General features: G+C 63.2%; 29 protein-coding genes. 8 read left to right on the forward strand and 21 right to left on the reverse strand.

Annotated features, from left to right (window positions below):
- Nucleotides 1-37: 37 nt before the first annotated feature.
- From ED21_RS08080 to ED21_RS08105, 6 genes are read left to right on the forward strand one after another with little or no spacing between them, the layout of a single operon-like run.
- Nucleotides 38-2,554, forward strand: coding sequence for a hypothetical protein (locus tag ED21_RS08080; protein ID WP_006833380.1), 2,517 nt, complete (start codon nt 38-40; stop codon nt 2,552-2,554).
- A gap of 27 nt (nt 2,555-2,581) precedes the next feature.
- On the forward strand, nt 2,582-5,467 hold the full coding sequence (locus ED21_RS08085) for a tetratricopeptide repeat protein (protein WP_198005840.1): 2,886 nt from the start codon (nt 2,582-2,584) through the stop codon (nt 5,465-5,467).
- A 48-nt stretch (nt 5,468-5,515) separates the two neighbouring features.
- Nucleotides 5,516-7,456, forward strand: a complete 1,941-nt coding sequence (locus tag ED21_RS08090; RefSeq protein WP_006833382.1) for a heme lyase CcmF/NrfE family subunit — start codon at nt 5,516-5,518, stop codon at nt 7,454-7,456.
- The gene (locus tag ED21_RS08095; RefSeq protein ID WP_006833383.1) at nt 7,453-7,983 is read left to right on the forward strand and encodes a redoxin family protein; all 531 of its coding nucleotides are present in this window, start codon (nt 7,453-7,455) and stop codon (nt 7,981-7,983) included. Before ED21_RS08090 ends, ED21_RS08095 begins: the two co-directional genes overlap by 4 nt.
- Nucleotides 7,980-8,372: a cytochrome c-type biogenesis protein gene (locus tag ED21_RS08100; RefSeq protein WP_006833384.1), complete on the forward strand. Its 393-nt coding sequence runs from the start codon at nt 7,980-7,982 to the stop codon at nt 8,370-8,372. The genes ED21_RS08095 and ED21_RS08100 overlap by 4 nt, the downstream gene beginning before the upstream one ends.
- Nucleotides 8,372-8,557 carry a hypothetical protein gene (locus ED21_RS08105; RefSeq protein ID WP_006833385.1) on the forward strand — a complete coding sequence of 62 codons (186 nt, stop codon included), beginning with the start codon at nt 8,372-8,374 and terminating at the stop codon, nt 8,555-8,557. Before ED21_RS08100 ends, ED21_RS08105 begins: the two co-directional genes overlap by 1 nt.
- Here ED21_RS08105 and ED21_RS08110 read toward each other — a convergent pair whose 3' ends face one another.
- The 8 genes from ED21_RS08110 to leuC all read right to left on the reverse strand — a co-directional run bounded on the left by ED21_RS08110 (nt 8,558) and on the right by leuC (nt 14,008).
- Nucleotides 8,558-9,340 (reverse strand): NUDIX domain-containing protein, encoded by a 783-nt coding sequence (locus ED21_RS08110; RefSeq protein WP_050784744.1) that lies wholly within the window; start codon nt 9,338-9,340, stop codon nt 8,558-8,560.
- A 422-nt stretch (nt 9,341-9,762) separates the two neighbouring features.
- Nucleotides 9,763-10,092 carry a Grx4 family monothiol glutaredoxin gene (grxD, locus tag ED21_RS08115; RefSeq protein ID WP_006833387.1) on the reverse strand — a complete coding sequence of 110 codons (330 nt, stop codon included), beginning with the start codon at nt 10,090-10,092 and terminating at the stop codon, nt 9,763-9,765.
- A gap of 38 nt (nt 10,093-10,130) precedes the next feature.
- Nucleotides 10,131-10,364, reverse strand: a complete 234-nt coding sequence (locus tag ED21_RS08120; RefSeq protein ID WP_006833388.1) for a BolA/IbaG family iron-sulfur metabolism protein — start codon at nt 10,362-10,364, stop codon at nt 10,131-10,133.
- Nucleotides 10,365-10,368: 4 nt separating this feature from the next.
- On the reverse strand, nt 10,369-10,695 hold the full coding sequence (locus ED21_RS08125; RefSeq protein ID WP_006833389.1) for a DUF1476 domain-containing protein: 327 nt from the start codon (nt 10,693-10,695) through the stop codon (nt 10,369-10,371).
- A 72-nt stretch (nt 10,696-10,767) separates the two neighbouring features.
- A complete protein-coding gene (locus ED21_RS08130) occupies nt 10,768-11,766 on the reverse strand; it encodes an NADPH:quinone oxidoreductase family protein (protein ID WP_006833390.1) in 999 nt (332 codons plus the stop codon).
- Nucleotides 11,763-12,374, reverse strand: coding sequence for a 3-isopropylmalate dehydratase small subunit (leuD, locus tag ED21_RS08135; protein WP_006833391.1), 612 nt, complete (start codon nt 12,372-12,374; stop codon nt 11,763-11,765). Before leuD ends, ED21_RS08130 begins: the two co-directional genes overlap by 4 nt.
- Nucleotides 12,374-12,532: a hypothetical protein gene (locus ED21_RS08140; protein WP_006833392.1), complete on the reverse strand. Its 159-nt coding sequence runs from the start codon at nt 12,530-12,532 to the stop codon at nt 12,374-12,376. The genes leuD and ED21_RS08140 overlap by 1 nt, the downstream gene beginning before the upstream one ends.
- 39 nt (nt 12,533-12,571) lie before the next feature.
- Nucleotides 12,572-14,008: a 3-isopropylmalate dehydratase large subunit gene (gene leuC, locus ED21_RS08145; protein ID WP_006833393.1), complete on the reverse strand. Its 1,437-nt coding sequence runs from the start codon at nt 14,006-14,008 to the stop codon at nt 12,572-12,574.
- A 90-nt stretch (nt 14,009-14,098) separates the two neighbouring features.
- Here leuC and ED21_RS08150 point away from each other — a divergent pair, with 90 nt between their 5' ends.
- Together ED21_RS08150 and ED21_RS08155 are read left to right on the forward strand one after the other, a co-directional pair.
- On the forward strand, nt 14,099-14,518 hold the full coding sequence (locus ED21_RS08150) for a thioesterase family protein (RefSeq protein ID WP_006833394.1): 420 nt from the start codon (nt 14,099-14,101) through the stop codon (nt 14,516-14,518).
- Between the two features lie 38 nt (nt 14,519-14,556).
- Nucleotides 14,557-15,075 carry a sterol desaturase family protein gene (locus ED21_RS08155; RefSeq protein ID WP_006833395.1) on the forward strand — a complete coding sequence of 173 codons (519 nt, stop codon included), beginning with the start codon at nt 14,557-14,559 and terminating at the stop codon, nt 15,073-15,075.
- A gap of 37 nt (nt 15,076-15,112) precedes the next feature.
- Here the strand turns inward: ED21_RS08155 and ED21_RS15100 are convergent, their stop codons facing one another.
- From ED21_RS15100 to ED21_RS15620, 13 genes are all read right to left on the reverse strand, one after another.
- On the reverse strand, nt 15,113-15,271 hold the full coding sequence (locus ED21_RS15100) for a YqaE/Pmp3 family membrane protein (RefSeq protein ID WP_006833396.1): 159 nt from the start codon (nt 15,269-15,271) through the stop codon (nt 15,113-15,115).
- 75 nt (nt 15,272-15,346) lie between these two features.
- Nucleotides 15,347-15,694, reverse strand: coding sequence for a YbaN family protein (locus ED21_RS08165; protein WP_006833397.1), 348 nt, complete (start codon nt 15,692-15,694; stop codon nt 15,347-15,349).
- Nucleotide 15,695: 1 nt separating this feature from the next.
- Complete coding sequence (locus ED21_RS08170) at nt 15,696-16,103, reverse strand: SufE family protein (RefSeq protein WP_006833398.1); 408 nt, start codon at nt 16,101-16,103, stop codon at nt 15,696-15,698.
- A gap of 43 nt (nt 16,104-16,146) precedes the next feature.
- Nucleotides 16,147-16,320, reverse strand: a complete 174-nt coding sequence (locus ED21_RS15615; protein WP_006833399.1) for a hypothetical protein — start codon at nt 16,318-16,320, stop codon at nt 16,147-16,149.
- A complete protein-coding gene (locus ED21_RS08175) occupies nt 16,317-16,553 on the reverse strand; it encodes a hypothetical protein (protein ID WP_006833400.1) in 237 nt (78 codons plus the stop codon). The genes ED21_RS15615 and ED21_RS08175 overlap by 4 nt, the downstream gene beginning before the upstream one ends.
- Before the next feature lie 41 nt (nt 16,554-16,594).
- Nucleotides 16,595-16,882 carry a hypothetical protein gene (locus ED21_RS08180; RefSeq protein ID WP_006833401.1) on the reverse strand — a complete coding sequence of 96 codons (288 nt, stop codon included), beginning with the start codon at nt 16,880-16,882 and terminating at the stop codon, nt 16,595-16,597.
- Complete coding sequence (locus ED21_RS08185; protein WP_006833402.1) at nt 16,879-17,175, reverse strand: hypothetical protein; 297 nt, start codon at nt 17,173-17,175, stop codon at nt 16,879-16,881. Before ED21_RS08185 ends, ED21_RS08180 begins: the two co-directional genes overlap by 4 nt.
- Nucleotides 17,175-17,483, reverse strand: a complete 309-nt coding sequence (locus ED21_RS08190) for a hypothetical protein (protein ID WP_006833403.1) — start codon at nt 17,481-17,483, stop codon at nt 17,175-17,177. The genes ED21_RS08185 and ED21_RS08190 overlap by 1 nt, the downstream gene beginning before the upstream one ends.
- Nucleotides 17,483-17,791, reverse strand: a complete 309-nt coding sequence (locus ED21_RS08195; protein WP_006833404.1) for a hypothetical protein — start codon at nt 17,789-17,791, stop codon at nt 17,483-17,485. The genes ED21_RS08190 and ED21_RS08195 overlap by 1 nt, the downstream gene beginning before the upstream one ends.
- A gap of 32 nt (nt 17,792-17,823) precedes the next feature.
- On the reverse strand, nt 17,824-18,201 hold the full coding sequence (gene pspC / locus ED21_RS08200; RefSeq protein WP_006833405.1) for an envelope stress response membrane protein PspC: 378 nt from the start codon (nt 18,199-18,201) through the stop codon (nt 17,824-17,826).
- The gene (gene pspB, locus ED21_RS08205; RefSeq protein ID WP_006833406.1) at nt 18,198-18,494 is read right to left on the reverse strand and encodes an envelope stress response membrane protein PspB; all 297 of its coding nucleotides are present in this window, start codon (nt 18,492-18,494) and stop codon (nt 18,198-18,200) included. The genes pspC and pspB overlap by 4 nt, the downstream gene beginning before the upstream one ends.
- Nucleotides 18,495-18,497: 3 nt before the next feature.
- Complete coding sequence (gene pspA, locus ED21_RS08210; RefSeq protein WP_034921986.1) at nt 18,498-19,295, reverse strand: phage shock protein PspA; 798 nt, start codon at nt 19,293-19,295, stop codon at nt 18,498-18,500.
- Nucleotides 19,296-19,396: 101 nt separating this feature from the next.
- Nucleotides 19,397-19,549, reverse strand: coding sequence for a hypothetical protein (locus tag ED21_RS15620; RefSeq protein WP_006833408.1), 153 nt, complete (start codon nt 19,547-19,549; stop codon nt 19,397-19,399).
- Between the last annotated feature and the right edge of the window lie 123 nt (nt 19,550-19,672).

The following is a 19,672-nucleotide window of genomic DNA, read 5'->3' on the forward strand; positions in this document are numbered from 1 at the left end:
GGTTTTCTCGGGTCGTCGAGTTGCCGAGGGCACCCCAGTGTTGAACAAGCTTTCGACACTAATCCTGATGACCTTGGCCAGCTTTGTGCTTCTGGCCGCCACTTCGTTCGGCCAGCAGGAATCGCGTTTCGAAAACTTCGATCACTTTTCCACCGGGTTCCCGCTTACAGGTCAGCACGCGACCGTCCGATGCGAATCCTGCCACATAGACGGGCAATTCAAGGGCACGCCGACACGCTGTGCGGACTGCCACAATTCGGTGAGAGCGGAAGGCAAGCCCGCCAGCCACCCGCAAACGCAGGCCAATTGCGATAGCTGCCACGCCACCAGCCAATGGGCGATCGCCCGCTTCGACCACAGCGGCGTCACCGAACGCTGCGCTTCCTGCCACAACGGAATCCAGTCGAGCGGCAAGCCGGCCAACCACGTGCCGAGCTCGCAAGAATGCGAAAACTGCCACACCACGTCCAACTGGACCAACGCTACCTTCGATCACAGCGCGGTCACCGGCAATTGCGTGTCCTGTCACAACGGGACAACTGCGACCGGCAAGCCGGCCAATCATATCCCTTCGAGCAATGTCTGCGAAGATTGTCACCGGACCACCGCCTGGGTCCCCGCAAGCTTCGACCACGCAGGGATCACTGGCAATTGCTCAAGTTGCCACAATGGGACAACTGCGACCGGCAAGCCCGCCAACCACATCCCCTCAAGCAATGTCTGCGAAGACTGCCACCGGACGATGTCCTGGGTCCCGGCAGAGTTCAGCCATGCTGGGATTACGGGAAATTGCACCAGTTGCCACAACGGCACCACGGCGCCCGGCAAGTCGTCCAGCCACCCTCCGACAAGCAACACCTGCGAAGCGTGCCACAACACGAGCGACTGGTCGCAGGTCCGGTTCGATCATCGCGCCACCAGCGCTACCTGCTCGACCTGCCACAACGGCACGATTGCCGAGGGCAAGGGGCCGACCCACATCCAGACGACCGCACAATGCGACAGTTGTCACACAACCAATGCGTGGAGTCCCGCGAGATTCTCGCATGAAGGGATAACCGGCAATTGCTCTTCCTGTCACAACGGCAGCACGGCTACCGGCAAGCACGCCAATCATGTCAGTTCCACCAATGCCTGCGAGGATTGCCACACGACCAACGCGTGGAGCCCGGCTCGCTTCGATCACAGCGCCGCTTCTGGTTCGTGTTTCTCCTGCCACAATGGCACGACGGCGACGGGCAAGCATGCGAACCACATTGCCTCGTCCAACGCCTGCGCCGATTGCCATGTCACCAACGGCTGGACACCTGCGCGCTTCGACCATTCGGGCGTAACCGGGTCCTGCTTCAGTTGCCACAACGGGACGACGGCGACCGGCAAGCACGCAACGCATGTCGCATCCGCCAACACCTGCGACGATTGCCATACGACCAATGCATGGGTCCCCGCCCGGTTCGATCACAGCGCGGTCACCGGGACCTGTTTCAGTTGCCACAATGGCACGACGGCAACCGGTAAGCATGCCGCGCACGTCGCCTCGACGAATTCCTGCGCCGATTGCCACTCCACCAATGCATGGGTTCCGGCCAATTTCGATCACAGCTCGGTCACCGGGACCTGTTTCAGTTGTCACAACGGCACCACCGCAACGGGCAAGCATCCGGCCCACGTCTCTTCGACCAACACCTGCGACGATTGCCACACGACTAACGCCTGGGTGCCGGCGCGCTTCGACCACAGCGCTGCGACGGGGACCTGCTCGAGCTGCCACAACGGCACGACCGCCACCGGCAAGCACCCTGCGCACATCGCTTCGAGCAATTCCTGCGGCGATTGCCACACCACCAACGCATGGACCCCGGCCAATTTCAACCACGACAACATATCGGGGTCCTGTTCCTCCTGTCACAACGGCACGACCGCCACCGGCAAGCATGCGGCCCATCTCAACACCACGAACACCTGCGAAGACTGTCACCGCGTGACCAGCTGGGTTCCTGCGAACTTCAATCACGCGGCGGCCAACGGCACCTGTTCCAGCTGTCACAACGGAACGGCGGCGCCCGGCAAGACGCCGTCGCATCCCAACACGACCAACCAGTGCGATTTCTGCCATGTGACGAGCAGCTGGGCTACGGTGCGCATGGACCATTCGCAGGCGCTCGGCACCTGTTCCAGCTGCCACAACAACACTCTGGCGACCGGCAAGCCGCCTTCGCATATCGCCACCACGGCGCAGTGCGATTCGTGTCACAGCACCAACGCCTGGACTCCGGCCAGCTTCAGCCACGATGGCGTGACGGGCAATTGCGTCAGCTGCCACAACGGGACGACCGCCACCGGCAAGCCCCCAACGCACCCGGGCACCACGAATGTCTGCGAAAATTGCCACCGGACGACCAACTGGACGACGATCAGGATGTCGCATGGTGATGTCACAGGTCGTTGTGATGCCTGCCACAACGGCACGATCGCCGAGGGCAAGCCCAACGATCATCCCAACACGTCGCAGGATTGCGGCGCCTGCCACGACACCCGGAACTGGGACGACTAGCCCCATGAATGTCGAGAGGAGATGCGTTTGCAAAAGCACGTCTGGCTGAAAAGCGTCGCCACGATCGCGCTGACAATCGGTACGGCGACCAGCCTTGCAGGAACGGCCCATGCACAAGCCGTTACCGATCAGACGCTTTCCGATCTGCGCGTGGAGAGGGTGGGAACCTGCACGACGCTGACGGTCGAATTCAACATCCGCCTGCAGATCCTCAGCTACTATCCCAGCCGGCCCGGGCGCGAATTGTACATCCGGGTCCGGCCACTCGATCCTTCGGCCAATCTCGCAGCTCGTGACGCGCTGCGCCCGCCGGGCAGCCTGCCCGAATTGCGCTCTATCGAATACGACGGCACCGATCCGGGCGGTCCGCTGGTCTCGCTCTATTTCCAGCAGGACATGCAGTTCGAGGTCGAGGGGGGACCCCGGCCGGATTCGCTGGTCATCAAGCTTTTTCAGCCCGGAGAAGACCGCGCTTGCTCGCTGGCGCAGGCGCCGGCGGCCTCGACGGTCGTTGCTACGCCGGGGCCAGGCCCAGCCGTGACCGTTGCGGCCGAGCCGGATATTCCCCCCGGCCGTTTCGTCGTCAACGCGATCTCCGCTCCCGGTTCGATCGGCGAACTATCGCGCGAGCAGCGGGCCGCCATCGACGACCGTGTGGCGTACGACAGCCCGGTTGATCGCGAGGGCGAGGAATGGCACCGGTTGCGGCTCGGTTTCTACGAGACCAAGGAAGAAGCCGATGCGGCCGCTGCCAGTTTGGCGGACCTGTTTCCGGGTGCCTTCGCGATCGAGGTCTCGCCCGATGAGAGGGAAGAGGCCATTGCCACCCGCATGCCGATCGCTCCACCTGCCGACGTGAGCCTGGCCGGCGGAGAGGCCGGCATTCCGCCCGGGCTCTATATCGTCAACGCCCTTTCCAGCCCGGCCGAACTCGGCGATCTAAGCCCCGAGCAACAGGGAGCGATCAGCGGCCGCGTTGCCTATGACAGCGTTGTCGAGCGCGACGGCGAGGAATGGCATCGCCTGCGTGTCGGCTTCTTCGAGACCAAGGAGCAGGCCGAGGCCGCCGCCGCGCAGCTCGAGGAGGTCTTTCCGGCCGCCTGGACCTTGCGCATCTCGCCCGAGGAGCGCGCCGAGGGGATCGCTGCCCGCATGGACACGGGCGAGCTCATCGTCTCGCGCACCACGCGCCCTTCTATCGTTGCCAGTCCGGAGCAATCGGCCGAAGTCGATCGGCTGATCCTCGAGGCTGAAGCGGCCATTGCGCTTGGCAATAACGACCGCGCTATCCAGCTGCTTACCAACGCGCGCCGCCTGCCCGAGGCGCAGAACACGCCGCGCGCGATCGAACTGCTTGGTCTCACTCGCGAGCGCAAGCAGCAGGTCGCGCAGGCCCAGGCGGAATACGAGGAATATTTGCGCCGCTATCCCGAGGGCGAGGACGCCGAACGCGTGCGCCAGCGGCTCGCCGCCTTGTCCGGTCCGGTCCAGACCGCGGAACTGCGCGAGGCGGAGGGCGGCAATCCTGCGGCATGGACGTGGGACGTGCGCGGCAGTTTCTCGCAATTCTACTATCGCGACCAGAGCCGGACGCGCTTCGTTGACGCCGCCGTGCCTGAAGAGGACCCCGACGAGGACGACCAGGTCAATCTCAACCAGCTCCTTACCTCCGCCGACATAGCGATCATGGCGGGCAACGACCGCGGGCAATTCGAGGCCCGCGCTTCGGGATCCTATGTGTGGAATTTCCGCTCGGGTGGGCGCGATTTGAAGGCGATCACTGCGCTCTATGTGGGCGCTTCCGACGCTCGGAGCGGTATCCAGTCGCGCTTTGGACGCCAGACGCGCAATTCGGGCGGCGTATTCGGGCGCTTCGACGGCACCTGGGTCGGTTGGCAGGCGGACGAAAAGGTCAAGGTGAACGCGGTCGCGGGTTTTCCTGTCCTCACTTCGCGCCAGACCCGCATTCTGGACGAACGCCGCTTCTACGGCGCCAGCATCGACTATGGGGAGCGCAGCGATGCGGTGCAGGCGACAGCCTACTTCCTCAACCAGGAAGCGCGCGGGGGTTTTGTCGACCGCCGCTCGATCGGAGCCGAACTTCGGCTGCGCAAGGACCGTTTCAACGCCTTCGGGCTGCTCGATTACGACATTCATCACGAGGAAGTAAACCTCGCGCTGGCGACGCTTGCCTATACGGCGGAGGATGGCTCCAACCTCAGCATGACGGCGGATTATCGCCGCTCGCCGCTGCTGACGACCAGCAACGCGCTGATCGGCCAGATCGGGGTGATCGACGCGCTGCCCTTCACCGATCTGCGCGACCTTTTGCGGTTCTATACCGAGGACGAGATTTACCGGATCGCGCGCGATCGGACGCTCGTGACCAAGTCGCTCACCACCGCCTATTCGCGGCCCATCACCGAAAAACTGCAGGCGAATTTCGATTTCACCCTGACCGAAACCAGCGGCTCGCCGCTCATCCCTGCGACCGACGGGACGCAGGAAATCCCGGCGCTCGCCAGCACCGGAACCGAGTACTATTTCGGTGCCCAGGTGGTGGGCACCGGCTTCCTCTGGGACAACGACATCTACATCCTTTCGGGCCGCTACGCCGACACGCAGCGTTCCCACAGCTACACAGTCGACTTCAACGCACGCGTGCCGCTGACCGACAAGGTGCGCCTGACACCGCGGCTGCGGTACGGGCGGCGCGAGGACCGGATTTCGCAGACGACCTACGAACAGTTCCAGCCCAGTCTGCGCGTCAACATCTATCCCTTCCGCCACGGCGAGATTGAACTGGAGGCCGGAATGAACTTTGCCTCGCAGCGCATCCGCGATTTGATGGGTGTCTCGACATTCGACGAGACGGGGGTCATATTCACTGCCGGCTACCGGCTTGATTTCTGATCGCGCCGCGCCGGAACGGAAACGGACCGCATTGGGGAGGGGGTTTCTATGATTGCCGAGGCCGGACTTGCAGCCCTGTGGCTGGCCGCCGCGCTGACTATTGCGCAGCTTGCGCTGGGCGTGCTCGGCCTGCGCCGTGCCGGGGAGGGGCTGGCCGAGGCAATCATTCCCGTTTCCGTGCTGCAGGCTCTGCTGGTCACCTTCAGTTTCGTGTGTCTGGTGACGCTGTTCATGCGCTCCGACATGTCCGTGCTGCTGGTCGCCGCGAACAGCCATTCGGCCAAGCCCATGATCTACAAATTCGCCGGCACATGGGGCAATCACGAGGGCTCTATGCTGCTGTGGGTGACGATCCTCAGCATAGCGGGGGCGACCATCGCTGCGTTCGAGCGCAAGCTGCGGACCGACACCAAGGTCGCGACCCTAGCCGCGCAGGCGGCAATCGCGCTCGGCTTCTACGGATTCTTGCTGCTATCCTCCAACCCTTTCGAGCGGATCGAAAACGTGATCGAGGGGGCGGGACTCAACCCCCTGCTGCAGGACCCCGGCCTCGCCTTCCACCCACCCACGCTTTACGCGGGCTATGTCGGCATGTCGGCGGCGTTCTCCTTCGCGGTTGGCGCGCTGGTCACCCGCGATGTCGGCCCGGAATTCGCCCGTGCGATGCGGCCGTGGATCCTCGCCTCGTGGATATTCCTCACCATCGGGATCGTGGCGGGCAGTTACTGGGCCTACTACACGCTGGGCTGGGGCGGCTGGTGGTTCTGGGACCCGGTCGAGAACGCCTCCCTCATGCCATGGCTGGCAACGACCGCGCTTCTCCATTCGGTCACGGTCCTCGCCACGCGCGACGGCTTGCGGGCGTGGACGATCATGCTCGCCGTGCTGGCCTTCTCGATGTCGATGGTCGGCACGTTCCTCGTGCGCTCGGGCATCCTCACCAGCGTCCATTCCTTCGCCGTCGATCCGGAGCGCGGGGTTTTCATCCTCGGCCTGCTGGTGTTCTACATTTGCGGCGCCCTTGCGCTGTTCGCGCTGCGGATCGGGACCGTGCGCGAAGGCAGCCGGTTCGACCTTGTCAGCCGCGAATCCGCGCTGGTGATGAACAATCTGCTGCTCACCGTGATCCTTGTGGTGGTGCTGTGCGGCACGCTCTATCCGCTCGCGCTGGAGCTTGCGAATGGCGAGAAGATTTCGGTCGGCGCGCCTTATTTCAACGCGGTGGCGGGGCCGCTGGCGGTAATTCTCATGCTGATACTTGCGGCAGGACCGCTGCTGCGCTGGCGGACCGACAGCACGAAGAAGCTCGTCGACCGCATTGCCCTCGCGCTCGTGTCCGGGGCGGGGGCGGCGTTGCTGCTGGCGGTGTTTGCCGGAGACCTTGGCATCCTGCCCTATCTCGGCCTCGTTGTGGCCGCAGTCGTCGGTGTGGCGAGCGTCGCGCCCTTGTGGAAGCGCAATTTGCGCCGTACGCCGCTCTTCACCTGGGGCATGGTCATCGCACACCTCGGCTGCGCAGTCTCCATCGTCGGCATGGCCAGTGAGAGCGCGTTTACGCAAGAGAACCTCGTCGCGATGGAAATCGGCGAGACGCAGCGCATCCACGATTTCGAGGTCACGCTGGAGGATGTGCGCGAGGCGCCGGGACCCAATTACGCCGCGCTCGAAGCGGTAGCCGTCGTGCGCCGCGAGGGTGCCGAGCCGCTGCGCATGGTCCCGCAGCTGCATCAGTTCTCCGACCCGGTGATGCAGACCAACCAGGCCGCCATCGAGACCTATTGGAACGGCCAGCTCTACATCGTAGTGGGCGACCGCTCGATCGGCAACCGCTTCCTGATGCGGCTGTGGTGGAAGCCGTGGGTGACCCTTATCTGGATCGGCGGGTTGATGATCGCGCTGGGGGGGCTGCTGGCGCTGCTCGGGCGCGTGCGGCGCGATATCGTGAGCCGCAAACCGGCTGCACCGGAATTGAAAGGAGCGCCGGCATGATGCGCAAACCGCTCCTCTGGCTGCCCATGGTGCTCGGCCTCGGGCTGTTCGTGCTGTTCTACCTCGGGCTCGAAAATCCCGGTCAGCGGATCATCAATTCCAACGTCATCGGCCGGGAACTGCCCGAATTCAGCACGCAGGTCGCCGTCGAAGGCGTGGAGCCGGTCAGCAGCGAAAATCTGCGCGACGGAAACCCGCGGCTGGTCAATGTCTTCGCCAGCTGGTGCGCGCCGTGCATTCAGGAGATCCCGGTGCTGCTGCGCCTGCGCGCGCAGGGGATCGAAATCGACGGCATAGCGGTGCACGACCGGCCCGCCGACATTTCGCGCTTCCTCGCGGAGAATGGCAATCCCTACCGCCGTATCGGGCTTGACAACGAAGGCCGCAGCCAGCTGGAAATCGGATCGTCGGGTGTGCCGGAAACCTTTGTGATCGATCGCGAGGGGCGGATCGTCTACCAGCACATCGGCATCGTGACCGAGCAGGACATTCCCGAGATTCTCGCCCGGCTCGGGGGTACGGGATGATGCGGCGGCTGCTCCTTGCGATCTTTCTCCTGACAGCAGCCCCGCTTGCGGCGCAGGACTATGCGCATGAAGCGCTGGCCGATCCGGCGCAGGAAGCCGCCGCAATCGAATTGATGGATTCGCTGCGCTGCGTGGTGTGCCAGGGCCAGCCGATTTCAGGAAGCAACGCCGACATAGCCGGCGATATGCGGCGTATTGTGCGCGAGCGGATCGCCGCGGGGGAAACGCCCGAGCAAGTGCGCGAATGGCTGATTACCCGCTATGGTGATTTCGTGAGCTTCAAGCCGGTGGTGAAGCCGGCGACCTGGGGGCTGTGGCTGGTCCCGCTGGCGGCGCTGCTGCTCGGGCTTGTGCTGGTCTCGCGCCGGGTCAGGCTGAGGAGGAACTGATGGGCTGGCTCATAACCCTTGCGCTGACCGCGCTTTCCTTCGGCTTCCTCTATTTCAGTAAGCAATGTTCGCGGCAGGCGCTGGAAATCTGCGCAGCAGCCCTGTTGATCGGCATTGCGGGTTACGCCTGGCAGGGATCGCCGGAGATGGAGGGTAACCCGGTGAGCCGCGCCATCCCGCGCTGATCAGCCGCGCGCGACCGTGTCGAGCGGCTCGCCCGTGACCGGATAGCCGAGGTCCTCGCCGATCTCGAGCCAGCTTTTGCCTTCCCGCTCTCCCATGAACGGTGTGATGGTGCGCACGGGGATGCGGTCGGCCTGTTCCTTGGCTGCCGCGTAATCCTCGAACAGAGCGAGGCGCTCCAAATTGCGCCGAGTGGGGAAGATGATCTTGATATCGCCGCGCGATGCCGCGTCGAGCGCGCCTTGCGCGGTGGTCCAGAAAAGATGCGTGTTTTCCGACAAATTGGCCTCGATCTCCACCGCACCGGTGCCGAGATCGGCGATATAGAAGCGCGTGTCGTAAACGCGCGAAAGCTTCTCGTTCTTGGGAAACCAGCGCGCGAAGGGCGTGAGTTGGGGAAGGTCCAACTCCCAGCCGAAATGATCGAGTACGCTTTCCAGATCGCCCGTCTGCATGAGATAGCGCCGCGCGGCGCGCGCCTTGTCGGCGTCGATATTGCCCGCAAGGCCAATGGCGAGACCGGTTTCCTCCAGCGTCTCGCGGACGACGGCGATCTGGTGCGCGGCTTCGTCGGCATCGAGCGGGCCGCCCATCATCGCGCCGAGATTGAAATCGGCCGGATCGACGCGGCCACCGGGGAAGACCGCCATGCCGCCTGCAAACACCATCTCGCGGCTGCGGATGGTCATCAGGATCTCGGGCGGTCCGCCGTCCCTGGCATTTCGGAAAATAACTACGGTTGCTGCGGGGATTCCATCGGGCGGGCTATTATGGTTCGCGCTCATGGCCGCCTATGTGCCGCCAAGCGGCGCGCTTGCCAAGCTGTGAAAGTTAACGCGGGGGAGTCGGGAAATTTTACACACGGGCCCTCGCGCAAATCGACGTTAACCACTGGCTTGCGCGGGTTTGCGAGGCTTTTCGAGTTTGGCACGCGGTGTGCATAGTGTCCCGTGTCCCAAAAGTCTTCGAGAGGCGGACCGTCCCGGTCTCCAAGGTCCGCCTCCCCGATACAAAGAAACCCGCCCGGTCGTCCCACCGGGCGGGTTTTTGTTTTTTGGTTGGCCTCAAGCGCCGGCGGCTCGCCTTCTGGCGCTGCTGCTGAAGGTCGATCTTGGTCACGGCAGTCAAAGGGCGACCGCCCGCCCGCAACGGGTGCAGCTTGCTGCACGTCTAGCGAGGACGCTCGCACGCAGGTGCGAGCGAAAAACTAAGACGCCTTGGCCACCTGCTTTTCGTCCATGAGCGTCTGCAATTCGCCAGCCTCGAACATTTCCATCATGATGTCGCTGCCGCCGAGAAATTCGCCCTTCACGTAGAGCTGGGGAATGGTCGGCCAGTCGGAATAGGCCTTGATGCCCTGGCGGATTTCCATGTCCTGCAGCACGTCGACGCTGTCATAGGCGACACCGCAATGGTCGAGGATGGCCACCGCGCGGCTGGAAAAGCCGCACTGCGGGAAGAGCGGCGTGCCCTTCATGAAGAGGACGACGTCGTTTGCCTTGACGATGTCGGAGATGCGCGAATTTACGTCGGACATGCTTGCCCTGCCTTTGAATTGCTAAATCTGGTGAGAGATCAGTTGGGGGCTTGGGTGGTCAGTTGCAAGGCGTGGAGCTCGCCGCCCATACGCTCGCCCAAAGCCTCGTAGACCATCTTGTGCTGGGCGACGCGGGTCTTGCCGGCGAACTGCGGCGCAGTGACCTTGGCCGCCCAGTGATCGTCGTCGCCCGCAAGATCGCGCATCTCGACAACCGCGCCCGGAAGCGCGGCTTCGATCAGCGCCACGATGTCTTCGGCTGGCATCGGCATGGGATCAGTTCTCGTCGCTCATGTACTGGCGGCGCGCCTCGATCTGGCATTCGTCGAGCTTGGCGCGGATGTCTGCCTCGCTGACGTCGCAATCGGAAGCCGTCAGGTCGCCGAGCAGCTTGCGGATCACGTCCTCATCGCCCGCTTCCTCGAAATCGGCCTGTACGACCGCCTTCTTGTAAGCGTCGGTTTCTTCTTCGGTCAGGCCCATCAGCCCCGCGGCCCATTCGCCCAGCAGGCGGTTGCGGCGCGCGGCGATCTTGAATTCGGTTTCCTGGTCGAAAGCGTACTTGGTTTCCTCGCCGCGTTCGCGATCCTTGAAGTCGGTCATGTCTTTCCCCTTGGAAGGTGTCGCTTATCGAATAGGGACGCCCATCGGGCGCGGCAAGGGCGCAAGCGCGGTTTAATCCATCGTCACTACGAGCTTGCCGATCGCGCCGCGGTTTTCCAGCTTGGCGATGGCTTCGTGCGCGCGATCGATGGGGTAGGTTTCGGAAACCAGCGGGTTGATCTTGCCCGCCTTCCACAGGTCGAACAACTCGGCGATATTGGCGTTGTTCTTTTCCGGCTCGCGCGCGGTGAAGGCGCCCCAGAACACGCCGCGAATGTCGCAGCTTTTCAGGAGCGTAAGGTTCAAGGGCATTTTGGCGATCCCGGCGGGGAAGCCGATGACCAGGAAGCGTCCTTCCCACGCGATCGAGCGCAGGGCGGGTTCGGAATAGTCGCCGCCGACGATGTCGTAGACGATGTCCGCGCCATTGGGGCCGACGGCGGCCTTGAAATCATTCGCGAGCTGTTTGGAGGTATCCTTGTCGAAGGGCGCGCGGGGGTAAATCACCACCTCGTCCGCACCGGCCTGCTTCGCGACCTCGCCTTTCTCTTCGGTGGAGACGGCTGCGACCACGTGGCAGCCATAGGCTTTGGCGAGTTCGACCGCCGAGAGGCCCACACCGCCTGCCGCGCCGAGCACAAGGACGGTCTCGCCCTCCTTGATGTCGCCGCGATCCTTGAGGCCGTGGATGGTCGTGCCATAGGTCATCAGGAGCGCGGAGGCCTGCACCAGATCGATGCCTTCGGGCACCTCAAACAGGCGAGCCGCGGCCACCGCGACTTTTTCCTGCAGGCCACCATTGCCGACGCCGCAGATCACCCTGTCGCCGACGGCAAAGCCTTCCACGCCTTCGCCCAGCGCCTCGATTGTGCCGGAAATCTCGCCGCCCGGAGCAAAGGGACGGGGCGGCTTGAACTGATACATGTCACGAATGATCAGCGTGTCCGGAAAATTGATGGCGCAGGCCGCGACATCGATCAGCACCTCGCCCTTGCCGGGGGTGGGCGCCTCGATGTTCTCGACGACGAGGGTTTCTGGGCCGCCGGTCTCTTTCGACAGGACTGCTTTCATGCGTGCTCTCTCCGGTTTCGTGTCGGCGCGTCCAGCCAGGGAAGGCTGTCGGCGCGCTCTTTCTCATGCGTTTCAATTGCTGCATCGCGTTCCAGCGTCAGGCCGATCTCGTCGAGACCGTTGAGGAGGCAATGCTTGCGAAAAGGATCCACTTCGAAGGCGAAGCGATCCTGGAAGGGGGTGGTGACGAACTGGTTCTCAAGGTCGATGGTGATGGGGTGGTCCTTGGCAACCTCCAGCAAGCGGTCGACCTGCTCCTGCGGCAGTTCGACCGCAAGGATGCCGTTCTTGAAGGCGTTGCCCGAGAAGATGTCCGAGAAGCTTGGCGCGATCACGGCGGTAAGCCCCATGTCGAGCATTGCCCATGCGGCGTGCTCGCGGCTGGAGCCGCAACCGAAATTATCGCCCGCGATCAGGATTGGCGCACCGGCGAAATCCTCGACATCGAAGGGGTTTCCAGGCGTCTGGCGGATCGACTCGAACGCGCCCTTGCCAAGCCCCTCGCGACTGACCGTCTTCAGCCAGTGTGCGGGAATGATGACATCGGTGTCGACATTCTTGAGGCCCAGCGGGATCGCCCGGCCCGAAATGGTCGACACCTGTTTCATCAATCGGTCTCCGGTTTCTCGCCCGACGGGATCGGCCCGGGCTGTTCGGGTTGGTTCTTCTTTTCACGGCGCTTGTTCGCATAGAGAAGCGCGGCGGCGATGGCGGCGGAACCGATCGCACCTGCGATGGCGGCCTTGCCTTTGGGGAGTTTGGTCATGACCCCCTCATGGTGTTTGCGCGAGGCGAGGGCAAGGGGTCACACGTCCAACAGCTTGCGGACATCGGTAAGCCGTCCGGTCACGGCAGCGGCGGCGGCCATGGCGGGGCTGAGCAAGTGCGTGCGCGAGCCCGGCCCCTGTCTGCCGACGAAATTTCGGTTGGAAGTCGAGGCGCAGCGTTCGCCCGGCGGGACCTTGTCGGGGTTCATCGCGAGGCAGGCCGAACAGCCCGGCTCGCGCCATTCGAAACCGGCGTCTGTAAAGATGCGATCAAGCCCCTCTTCCTCGGCCTGCCGCTTGACGAGGCCTGATCCCGGTACGGCGATGGCCCAGCGCACGTTGTGTGCCTTTGTGCGCCCCTTGAGGATCGCTGCGGCCGCGCGCAGATCCTCGATCCGGCTGTTGGTGCAGGAGCCGATGAAAATGTTTTCGACCTCGACTTGCTCCAGCGGCATGCCCGGGGAAAGGCCCATGTAGTCGAGGCTCTTGCGCGCCGCTTCCTGCTTGGACAGGTCGGCGAAACTTTCGGGCGCAGGCACCTCGCCGCCAATAGGCACGACGTCCTCGGGACTGGTGCCCCAGGTGACCGTCGGCTCGACGTGCGACGCATCGATCACGACGGACTTGTCGAAGGTGGCGCATTCGTCGGTGGCGAGCGAGCGCCACCAATCGACCGCCTTGTCCCACGCTTCGTCCGTAGGCGCATAGGGGCGGCCTTCGAGGTAATCGAATACGGTCTGGTCTGGCGCGATGAGCCCGGCGCGCGCGCCGCCCTCAATGCTCATGTTGCAAACGGTCAGGCGGCCTTCGACGCTCATCCGCTCGAACACCGGCCCTCGGTATTCGATGACGTGGCCCGTGCCGCCCGCCGTGCCGATCACGCCGATGATGTGAAGGATCAGATCCTTGGGCGTCACGCCGGGGCCAAGTTCGCCTTCGACACGCACTTCCATGGTCTTGCTCGGGCGCAGGAGCAGGGTCTGCGTGGCGAGGACGTGCTCGACCTCGCTGGTGCCGATCCCGAAGGCGAGCGCGCCGATACCGCCATGCGCGGCGGTGTGGCTGTCGCCGCACACGATGGTCGTGCCGGGAAGCGAGAAACCCTGCTCGGGCCCGACAACATGGACGATGCCCTGCTCGGGCGCGACCGCGTCGATATATTCGATGCCGAAAGAAGGCGCGTTGGCCTCAAGCGCGGCCAGCTGCGCGGCGCTTTGCGCATCGGCGACCGGCAGGCGGGAGCCGTCGGGCGCGAGGCGCGGCGTGGTTGGAAGGTTATGATCAGGAACCGCGAGGGTCAGGTCTGGCCGGCGCACTTTGCGGCCTGAGAGTCGCAATGCTTCGAATGCCTGCGGGCTGGTGACTTCATGGACGAGGTGCCGGTCGATGTAGATCAGGCAGGTGCCATCCTCCTGCCGTTCGACGACATGGGCGTCCCAGATTTTCTCGTACAGAGTGCGCGGTTTGCTCGGCATACCCGACCTTGTGCTCCCGGATCGGGACGGGCGCAAAAAGGTAAATCCAGAGTCTTCCAAACTTCATCTTTCTGTGCTTTACTTACACTCATGTCAGCAAAGCCATTCTCCTTTCCGATCAAGGTCCTGCCCACCGATATCGATTTCATGGGCCACGTGAACAACGCGCGCTACCTGAACTGGGTGCAGGATACGGTGCTGGCGCACTGGCAGAAACTCGCGCCTGCCGAGGAAGTGGCGAGCAAGGCGTGGGTCGCGCTCAAGCACGAGATCACCTATCGCAAACCGGCTTTCCTCGATGACGAGGTGATTGCCGAAACCGTGCTCGAAAAGATCAAGGGCGCGCGCAGTTTCTACAACACGGTGATTCGCCGCGGCGAGGACGTGCTGGCCGAAGTGAAGAGCATGTGGTGCTGCCTCGACAGCGACACCCACCGGCCCGCGCGCATCAGCGCCGAAGTGGCGGAGCGGTATTTCGGCATCACCCGCAAGGGCGCTACGGCCGAGTAACCTTTGCGCTGCCCCGGTGCAGCGCCTATATCGTGGCCATGGAAATTCTCGTCCCCGTCCTGATCGTAATTGCGACCGTGCTTGGCATGGAATGGGTTGCGTGGGCGAGCCACAAATACATCATGCACGGCTCCGGCTGGGGTTGGCACCGCGACCACCACGAACCGCACGACAACGTCCTCGAAAAGAACGATCTCTACGCCATCGTCGGCGCGGCAATGAGCATTTCGATGTTCGCGCTTGGCAGCGAAGTGGTGCTGGGCGAGAACGCCTGGTGGCCAGCCACATTCATCGGCATCGGCATCCTCATCTACGGAATTGTTTATACGCTGGTCCACGACGGCCTCGTCCACCAGCGCTATTTCCGCTGGGTGCCGAAGAAGGGCTATGCCAAGCGGCTGGTACAGGCACACAAGCTACACCATGCGACCATCGGCAAGGAAGGCGGGGTGAGCTTCGGCTTCATCCTCGCCGCCGATCCGGCCAAGCTGAAGGCGGAATTGAAGCGCCAGCGTGAGGCAGGCGAAGCCGTAGTACGCGAAAGCGCCGGAACGTAGAGAAGCCCCGGCGCTTCGCTCGATCGCTTGTGCGATCCTATCGCGCGTAATTCACATACAGTCCGTGGATCAGACCCGGGATGAAGCCGAGCAGGGTCAGCACGAGATTGATCAGCGTCGTCTTGCCGAGCCCATGCTTGGCTGCAACGCCGAGCGGGGGCAGCAGGATCGTCGCGATCAGGATGAGAATAGCCATGGAAGAGTGTCCTTTCGTTCGCCCTCCCGTCGTATGTCTTATCAATGGTCTGGACGTCGCCGGGTTCCTTCAAACCTATTCGTTGCGGGTGGCGATCCACGCGCCGGCGATCACCAGTATGGCGATGGAGATGTAGTAATAGGGCGCGCCGAGCGTGTACCAAGTCACCACCGCGCCCACCGCCATTGCGCCGATCGCCATGGTCTTGGCCGGCCGGCTGATCGCGCGGCGTTCGCGCCAGTCCTGCACCTGCGGACCCCAATGGGGATGATCGAGGATCTTCCGTTCGAGTTCGGGGCTGGAACGGGCGAAGAAATAGACTGCCACCAGCAGGAAGGGGACGGTCGGCATGATCGGCAGGACCGCGCCGATGAGGGCCAGCGCCGAGGCGATATAGCCCAGGACACGATAGGCCAGCCGCATATCAAACGTCCGCGATCCGGGCGGCGTGCTCCTTTACCAGCGCGATCATGTTGGGCACGCCTTGCGTGCGGTTGCTTGAAAGCTGGTTCTTCAGATCGAAGGGCTGGAGCGCCTCGTGGATGTCCATCGCGGCAACCTCGCTCGCCGGCTTGTCCTGGACGGCAGCGATGACCAGCGCGACGATGCCCTTGGTGATCGCGGCGTTGCTGTCGGCAAGGAAGTGCAGGCGCTCGGCATCGCCGGTGGGATAGACCCAGACGCTGGCCGAACAGCCGCGCACAAGCGTGGCGTCGGTCTTCAGCGCTTTGGGCATCTCATCGAGCTCGCGGCCCAGTTCGATCAGCAGGCGATAGCGTTCGTCGCCTTCGAGGAAGTCGTATTCTTCGGCTATGTCGGAAAGGGTTCGCATGGCGGCGCGCTCTAGCGAGCCGTAGGCTTTGCGTCCATCGTGCTCAGCCGGCGAGGCCGCCGGGGCGGGTGAAAGCGTGGTAGATGACATAGATCCAGCTGATGAAGCCGTGGAAGATCGCCCAAAGGATCGACTGGTTCTGCGACCAGGAGATCGCCACCGCGATCGCGCTGCCGAGACCGATGCCGGCCTTGGCGGCGTCGGTTCCGCCGCTCACAGGTCGACCCCGCTGGCGATGTTTTCGAGTTTCCTGATGCGTTCTTTCAGGTCGGCCAGCTCGATGCGGGCGGCGCCCATGGACGAGCCTTCTTCGGCACGCGGGCCGCTGTGGCCTTCAAGCTCGCTGCGTTTGAGATCCAGCCAGCCCTGCCAGCCGCGCAGCATGGCCGCAGCCACGATAAGCAGGCCGGTGAGAGCCGCTGCCGCAATGATGATTGTCGGGTCGAACATTTTCCCTATGTCCTCCTTGAACCTGTCTGTTTCCTGCCGCCTCAGTCGGCCTGCCTGTCCCGCAGAGCTTCAATCTCGGCGGAAATCCTCTTGGTTTCCTGCGCGTCGAGCGAATTGCCGTCGGTGGCGATCCGTTCCAACACCTTTATGCGTTCGCGCAGGGCCTCGATTTCCTTCTCTGTTTCCGCATCGCGAGCCTGCGGCGCGTAATGCTCGTTGCCTTCCTTGTCTGTCAGCACGCCGCGCTCCGCCCGGTGGCGGGCCTTGGCCATCTGAACCACGCCCCACACCACAACGGCGATCACGGCTACGATGGCCCAACTGCTCACGACGCCTTCTCCTCGGCCGCGTCGAGCTGGCGCAGCTCCTCGATCTGCGAGGCGAGCGCATGGTTGCTGTCGGTCGCGATCCGTTCGAGCACGCGAACGCGCTCTTCCATCTTGGAATAGTCGCCGTTCTCAAAGCGGGCCTGCTGCGCCTTGGCTTCCTCGATCCGCGCCTTCATCTCCAGCTTGCGTTCGTCATGGCGAAGCTGGCTGCGGTGGTGGAAGAGACCGGCACTAAGCCCCATGATAATAATCGAGAGAATGAAGCCGAAAATCATGATCAATTCGAGGTCCATCAGTTGGCCTCCGACTTGTCGCGCAGCTGCTCGATCTCGCTGGTGAGATGGTAGCCGCTATCGGTCACGATGCGCTCGACATTGCCGAGCCGGTCCTTGAGCGAGCCGAGTTCGGCACGCAGTTCGGCGTTTTCCTGGGTGAGCAGCTTGACCCGCTCCACCGCCTGGTCGTTCTTGGGATAGACCGCCTTGCCCCAACTATTTTCCAGCGGATAGCCGTTCTTCATCCGCATCCAAGTGTTTGTAATCCAACCGCCCGTAATGATGGCGACGCCCGCGATGATCGCGGTTTCGGATAGGAATTCCATTATACGCTCTCCTTCGAGATACTGTCGATGGACACGCCGCTGTCCGCCTCGTCCACCCGGCGCTCGTCGCGCAGGGCCTCGATCTGGGTGGCGACGTCATAGCCCTTATCGGTGACGATGCGTTCGAGGACGCGGACGCGGTCCTCAAGCTGTGCCACGCGGCTGGCGTATTGCGCGGCCTGTTCGGCCGTCTGGCTCGCGGTCGCCTCGATCCGTTTTTCTTCGAGTGACTTCTGGTGCTTGGACCAGACGATGAACGCAACCATCAGGAAAGGCGCCAGCGGTATCAGTAAAGCCATGTCGAACATTGTCTTGTTATCCCCTCAAATGGCTGGCGCGCTTAGCGGAGCCGTTCGATTTCGGCCGTCAGGCGCGGATTGCTGCTGACGTAGTAGGTTTCGACCTCGGCCAGGCGGCGATCAACGTCCTTCATCTTGGCGCGGATTTCGCGGGCTGTGCGCTTCGGATTCTGGCGCACGCGCTGCCAGTAACGCTGCTCGTCCGGTTCCGAATAGAGATGCGCGGGCTTCTTGTTGAGCAGGATGCCGGCCAGGAAGTAGAACGGGATCGTCGAGCCGCCGCTGATGAATGTAAGGGCAAGGAAGCCAAGGCGAACCCAGAAGGCATCGACGCCGGTATAATCCGCGATGCCCGAGCACACGCCCATCAGCTTCGCATTCTGCTTGTCGCGATAGAGGGTGGTACGGGGGCTATTCACTTTGCTGCTCCTTTTTTCTCGGCGATGAGCTGCTCGAGTTCGCGCAGCTGCTGGTTGTCCTGTTCGCTGTCGTGGACGAGGCGCGCGGGACGAAAATCGGGATTGTCGGATGCGACAAGGCGCTCGACCGTGTCCATCCGCTCGTCGAGGCGCTTGGCGAGGTTGTAGAGTTCCTCGAGCAGGGCCTCGTCATCGGTGGTGATGGTCGCCGAGGTCTTCCACTTTGTGATGTAATGGAGCACGATCCACGGCAAGGCGATGAAGATGGCGACAATGGCTAGTACTTCTTCCACGGATCAATCCTCTTTCTGGGCGTCGTCGTTCATGCCGAGCGCCTTTTTCATTTCGGCGAGTTCATCGTCGATCGCATCGGCGCCTTCCAGCGCGGCGATCTCGTCTGCGAGGCTCGGCTTGCTGTTGCCTTCGATGGCCAGTGCATCGGCGCGGCCCTCGGCATAGTCGACGCGGCGTTCGAGCTGGTCGAACCGGCTCAGCGCGTCGTCGACCCGGTCTTCGGTCATCAGGCTGCGCAGCTTAACGCGATTCTCGGCGCTTTCGAGACGCGCCGCGATGGCGGTCTGGCGGCTGCGGGCTTCGCGCAGGCGGTTCTGCAGCTTGTGAATGTCCTTCTCATAGGCACGCAGCGCATCGTCTAGCACCGAGATTTCCTGCTTAAGCTGGTCGGCCATGTCGGCGGCCTTCTTCTTTTCAATCAGAGCGGCACGTGCAAGGTCCTCGCGGTCCTTCGACAGCGCGAGCTGCGCCTTCTCGCCCCAGTCGGCCTGGAGCTTGTCCAGCTTCACCGTGTGGCGGTGCATTTCCTTCTGGTCGGCAATGGTGCGCGCCGCGCTGGCGCGGACCTCGACGAGCGTTTCCTCCATCTCGAGGATGATCATGCGGATCATCTTCTGCGGGTCGTCCGCCTTGTCGAGCATGTCGTTGAAATTGGCCGCGATGATGTCGCGGGTACGGCTGAAGATTCCCATCAAAGGTGCTCCACTGGAGAAAAAGTCTTGGGCCCGGCCTGGTCCCTTGCCCTGGGTCGGCGTAGGCGAACGACGGAGCCGTTCTACCTCACTGTCGAGCCGCGACAAGGTTACGCGGTTGGGGCGGGCCGAAGCGCCTGAAGCGCGAGGGGTGCGCTGGGGACTGTCGGGAGACAGGCGCTCCGGCCCGAGGGGGTGCTTGTTTTCAGTCACGCGATTTCCATCTGCTGGATCGCGGCGAGCGCCGGCATCGGCGTCGTCACTGCAATCTGCGAGCTCAGAGCCACGAAGGCGGTCATCATCGCGATGCTTGCGAGGGCGGCCTTGCCGAGCGTGGTGCTGAAGAACTGGCGGTTATACATGTTTGTCCTCCCTTGGACGAATGTGCTTGTTGCCCCCTGTTCAGCAAGCGGCGTGCCAAACTCGATTTTCGGGAGATTTTCGCGGCTTTGGCATTTATCGACCAACGACATGATGGCGGCTAT

Origin of the sequence: Erythrobacter sp. SD-21 (assembly GCF_000181515.1) — a bacterium.
In the GTDB taxonomy this organism is placed as follows: domain Bacteria; phylum Pseudomonadota; class Alphaproteobacteria; order Sphingomonadales; family Sphingomonadaceae; genus Qipengyuania.

What these genes read in the sequence shown, in the direction of transcription:
- ED21_RS08105 (WP_006833385.1), top strand. Translation starts at nt 8,372, where the DNA reads ATGGGCTGGCTCATAACCCTTGCGCTGACCGCGCTTTCCTTCGGCTTC.
- leuD (WP_006833391.1), bottom strand. Translation starts at nt 12,374, where the DNA reads ATGAAACAGGTGTCGACCATTTCGGGCCGGGCGATCCCGCTGGGCCTC.
- ED21_RS08190 (WP_006833403.1), bottom strand. Translation starts at nt 17,483, where the DNA reads ATGGAATTCCTATCCGAAACCGCGATCATCGCGGGCGTCGCCATCATT.
- ED21_RS08185 (WP_006833402.1), bottom strand. Translation starts at nt 17,175, where the DNA reads ATGGACCTCGAATTGATCATGATTTTCGGCTTCATTCTCTCGATTATT.
- ED21_RS15620 (WP_006833408.1), bottom strand. Translation starts at nt 19,549, where the DNA reads ATGTATAACCGCCAGTTCTTCAGCACCACGCTCGGCAAGGCCGCCCTC.
- ED21_RS08110 (WP_050784744.1), bottom strand. Translation starts at nt 9,340, where the DNA reads ATGAGCGCGAACCATAATAGCCCGCCCGATGGAATCCCCGCAGCAACC.
- ED21_RS08125 (WP_006833389.1), bottom strand. Translation starts at nt 10,695, where the DNA reads ATGACCGACTTCAAGGATCGCGAACGCGGCGAGGAAACCAAGTACGCT.
- ED21_RS08155 (WP_006833395.1), top strand. Translation starts at nt 14,557, where the DNA reads ATGGAAATTCTCGTCCCCGTCCTGATCGTAATTGCGACCGTGCTTGGC.
- ED21_RS08150 (WP_006833394.1), top strand. Translation starts at nt 14,099, where the DNA reads ATGTCAGCAAAGCCATTCTCCTTTCCGATCAAGGTCCTGCCCACCGAT.
- ED21_RS08195 (WP_006833404.1), bottom strand. Translation starts at nt 17,791, where the DNA reads ATGTTCGACATGGCTTTACTGATACCGCTGGCGCCTTTCCTGATGGTT.
- ED21_RS15100 (WP_006833396.1), bottom strand. Translation starts at nt 15,271, where the DNA reads ATGGCTATTCTCATCCTGATCGCGACGATCCTGCTGCCCCCGCTCGGC.
- ED21_RS08095 (WP_006833383.1), top strand. Translation starts at nt 7,453, where the DNA reads ATGATGCGCAAACCGCTCCTCTGGCTGCCCATGGTGCTCGGCCTCGGG.
- ED21_RS08100 (WP_006833384.1), top strand. Translation starts at nt 7,980, where the DNA reads ATGATGCGGCGGCTGCTCCTTGCGATCTTTCTCCTGACAGCAGCCCCG.
- ED21_RS08170 (WP_006833398.1), bottom strand. Translation starts at nt 16,103, where the DNA reads ATGCGAACCCTTTCCGACATAGCCGAAGAATACGACTTCCTCGAAGGC.
- leuC (WP_006833393.1), bottom strand. Translation starts at nt 14,008, where the DNA reads ATGCCGAGCAAACCGCGCACTCTGTACGAGAAAATCTGGGACGCCCAT.
- ED21_RS08140 (WP_006833392.1), bottom strand. Translation starts at nt 12,532, where the DNA reads ATGACCAAACTCCCCAAAGGCAAGGCCGCCATCGCAGGTGCGATCGGT.
- ED21_RS08090 (WP_006833382.1), top strand. Translation starts at nt 5,516, where the DNA reads ATGATTGCCGAGGCCGGACTTGCAGCCCTGTGGCTGGCCGCCGCGCTG.
- ED21_RS08175 (WP_006833400.1), bottom strand. Translation starts at nt 16,553, where the DNA reads ATGTTCGACCCGACAATCATCATTGCGGCAGCGGCTCTCACCGGCCTG.
- ED21_RS08130 (WP_006833390.1), bottom strand. Translation starts at nt 11,766, where the DNA reads ATGAAAGCAGTCCTGTCGAAAGAGACCGGCGGCCCAGAAACCCTCGTC.
- grxD (WP_006833387.1), bottom strand. Translation starts at nt 10,092, where the DNA reads ATGTCCGACGTAAATTCGCGCATCTCCGACATCGTCAAGGCAAACGAC.
- ED21_RS08120 (WP_006833388.1), bottom strand. Translation starts at nt 10,364, where the DNA reads ATGCCGATGCCAGCCGAAGACATCGTGGCGCTGATCGAAGCCGCGCTT.
- ED21_RS08165 (WP_006833397.1), bottom strand. Translation starts at nt 15,694, where the DNA reads ATGCGGCTGGCCTATCGTGTCCTGGGCTATATCGCCTCGGCGCTGGCC.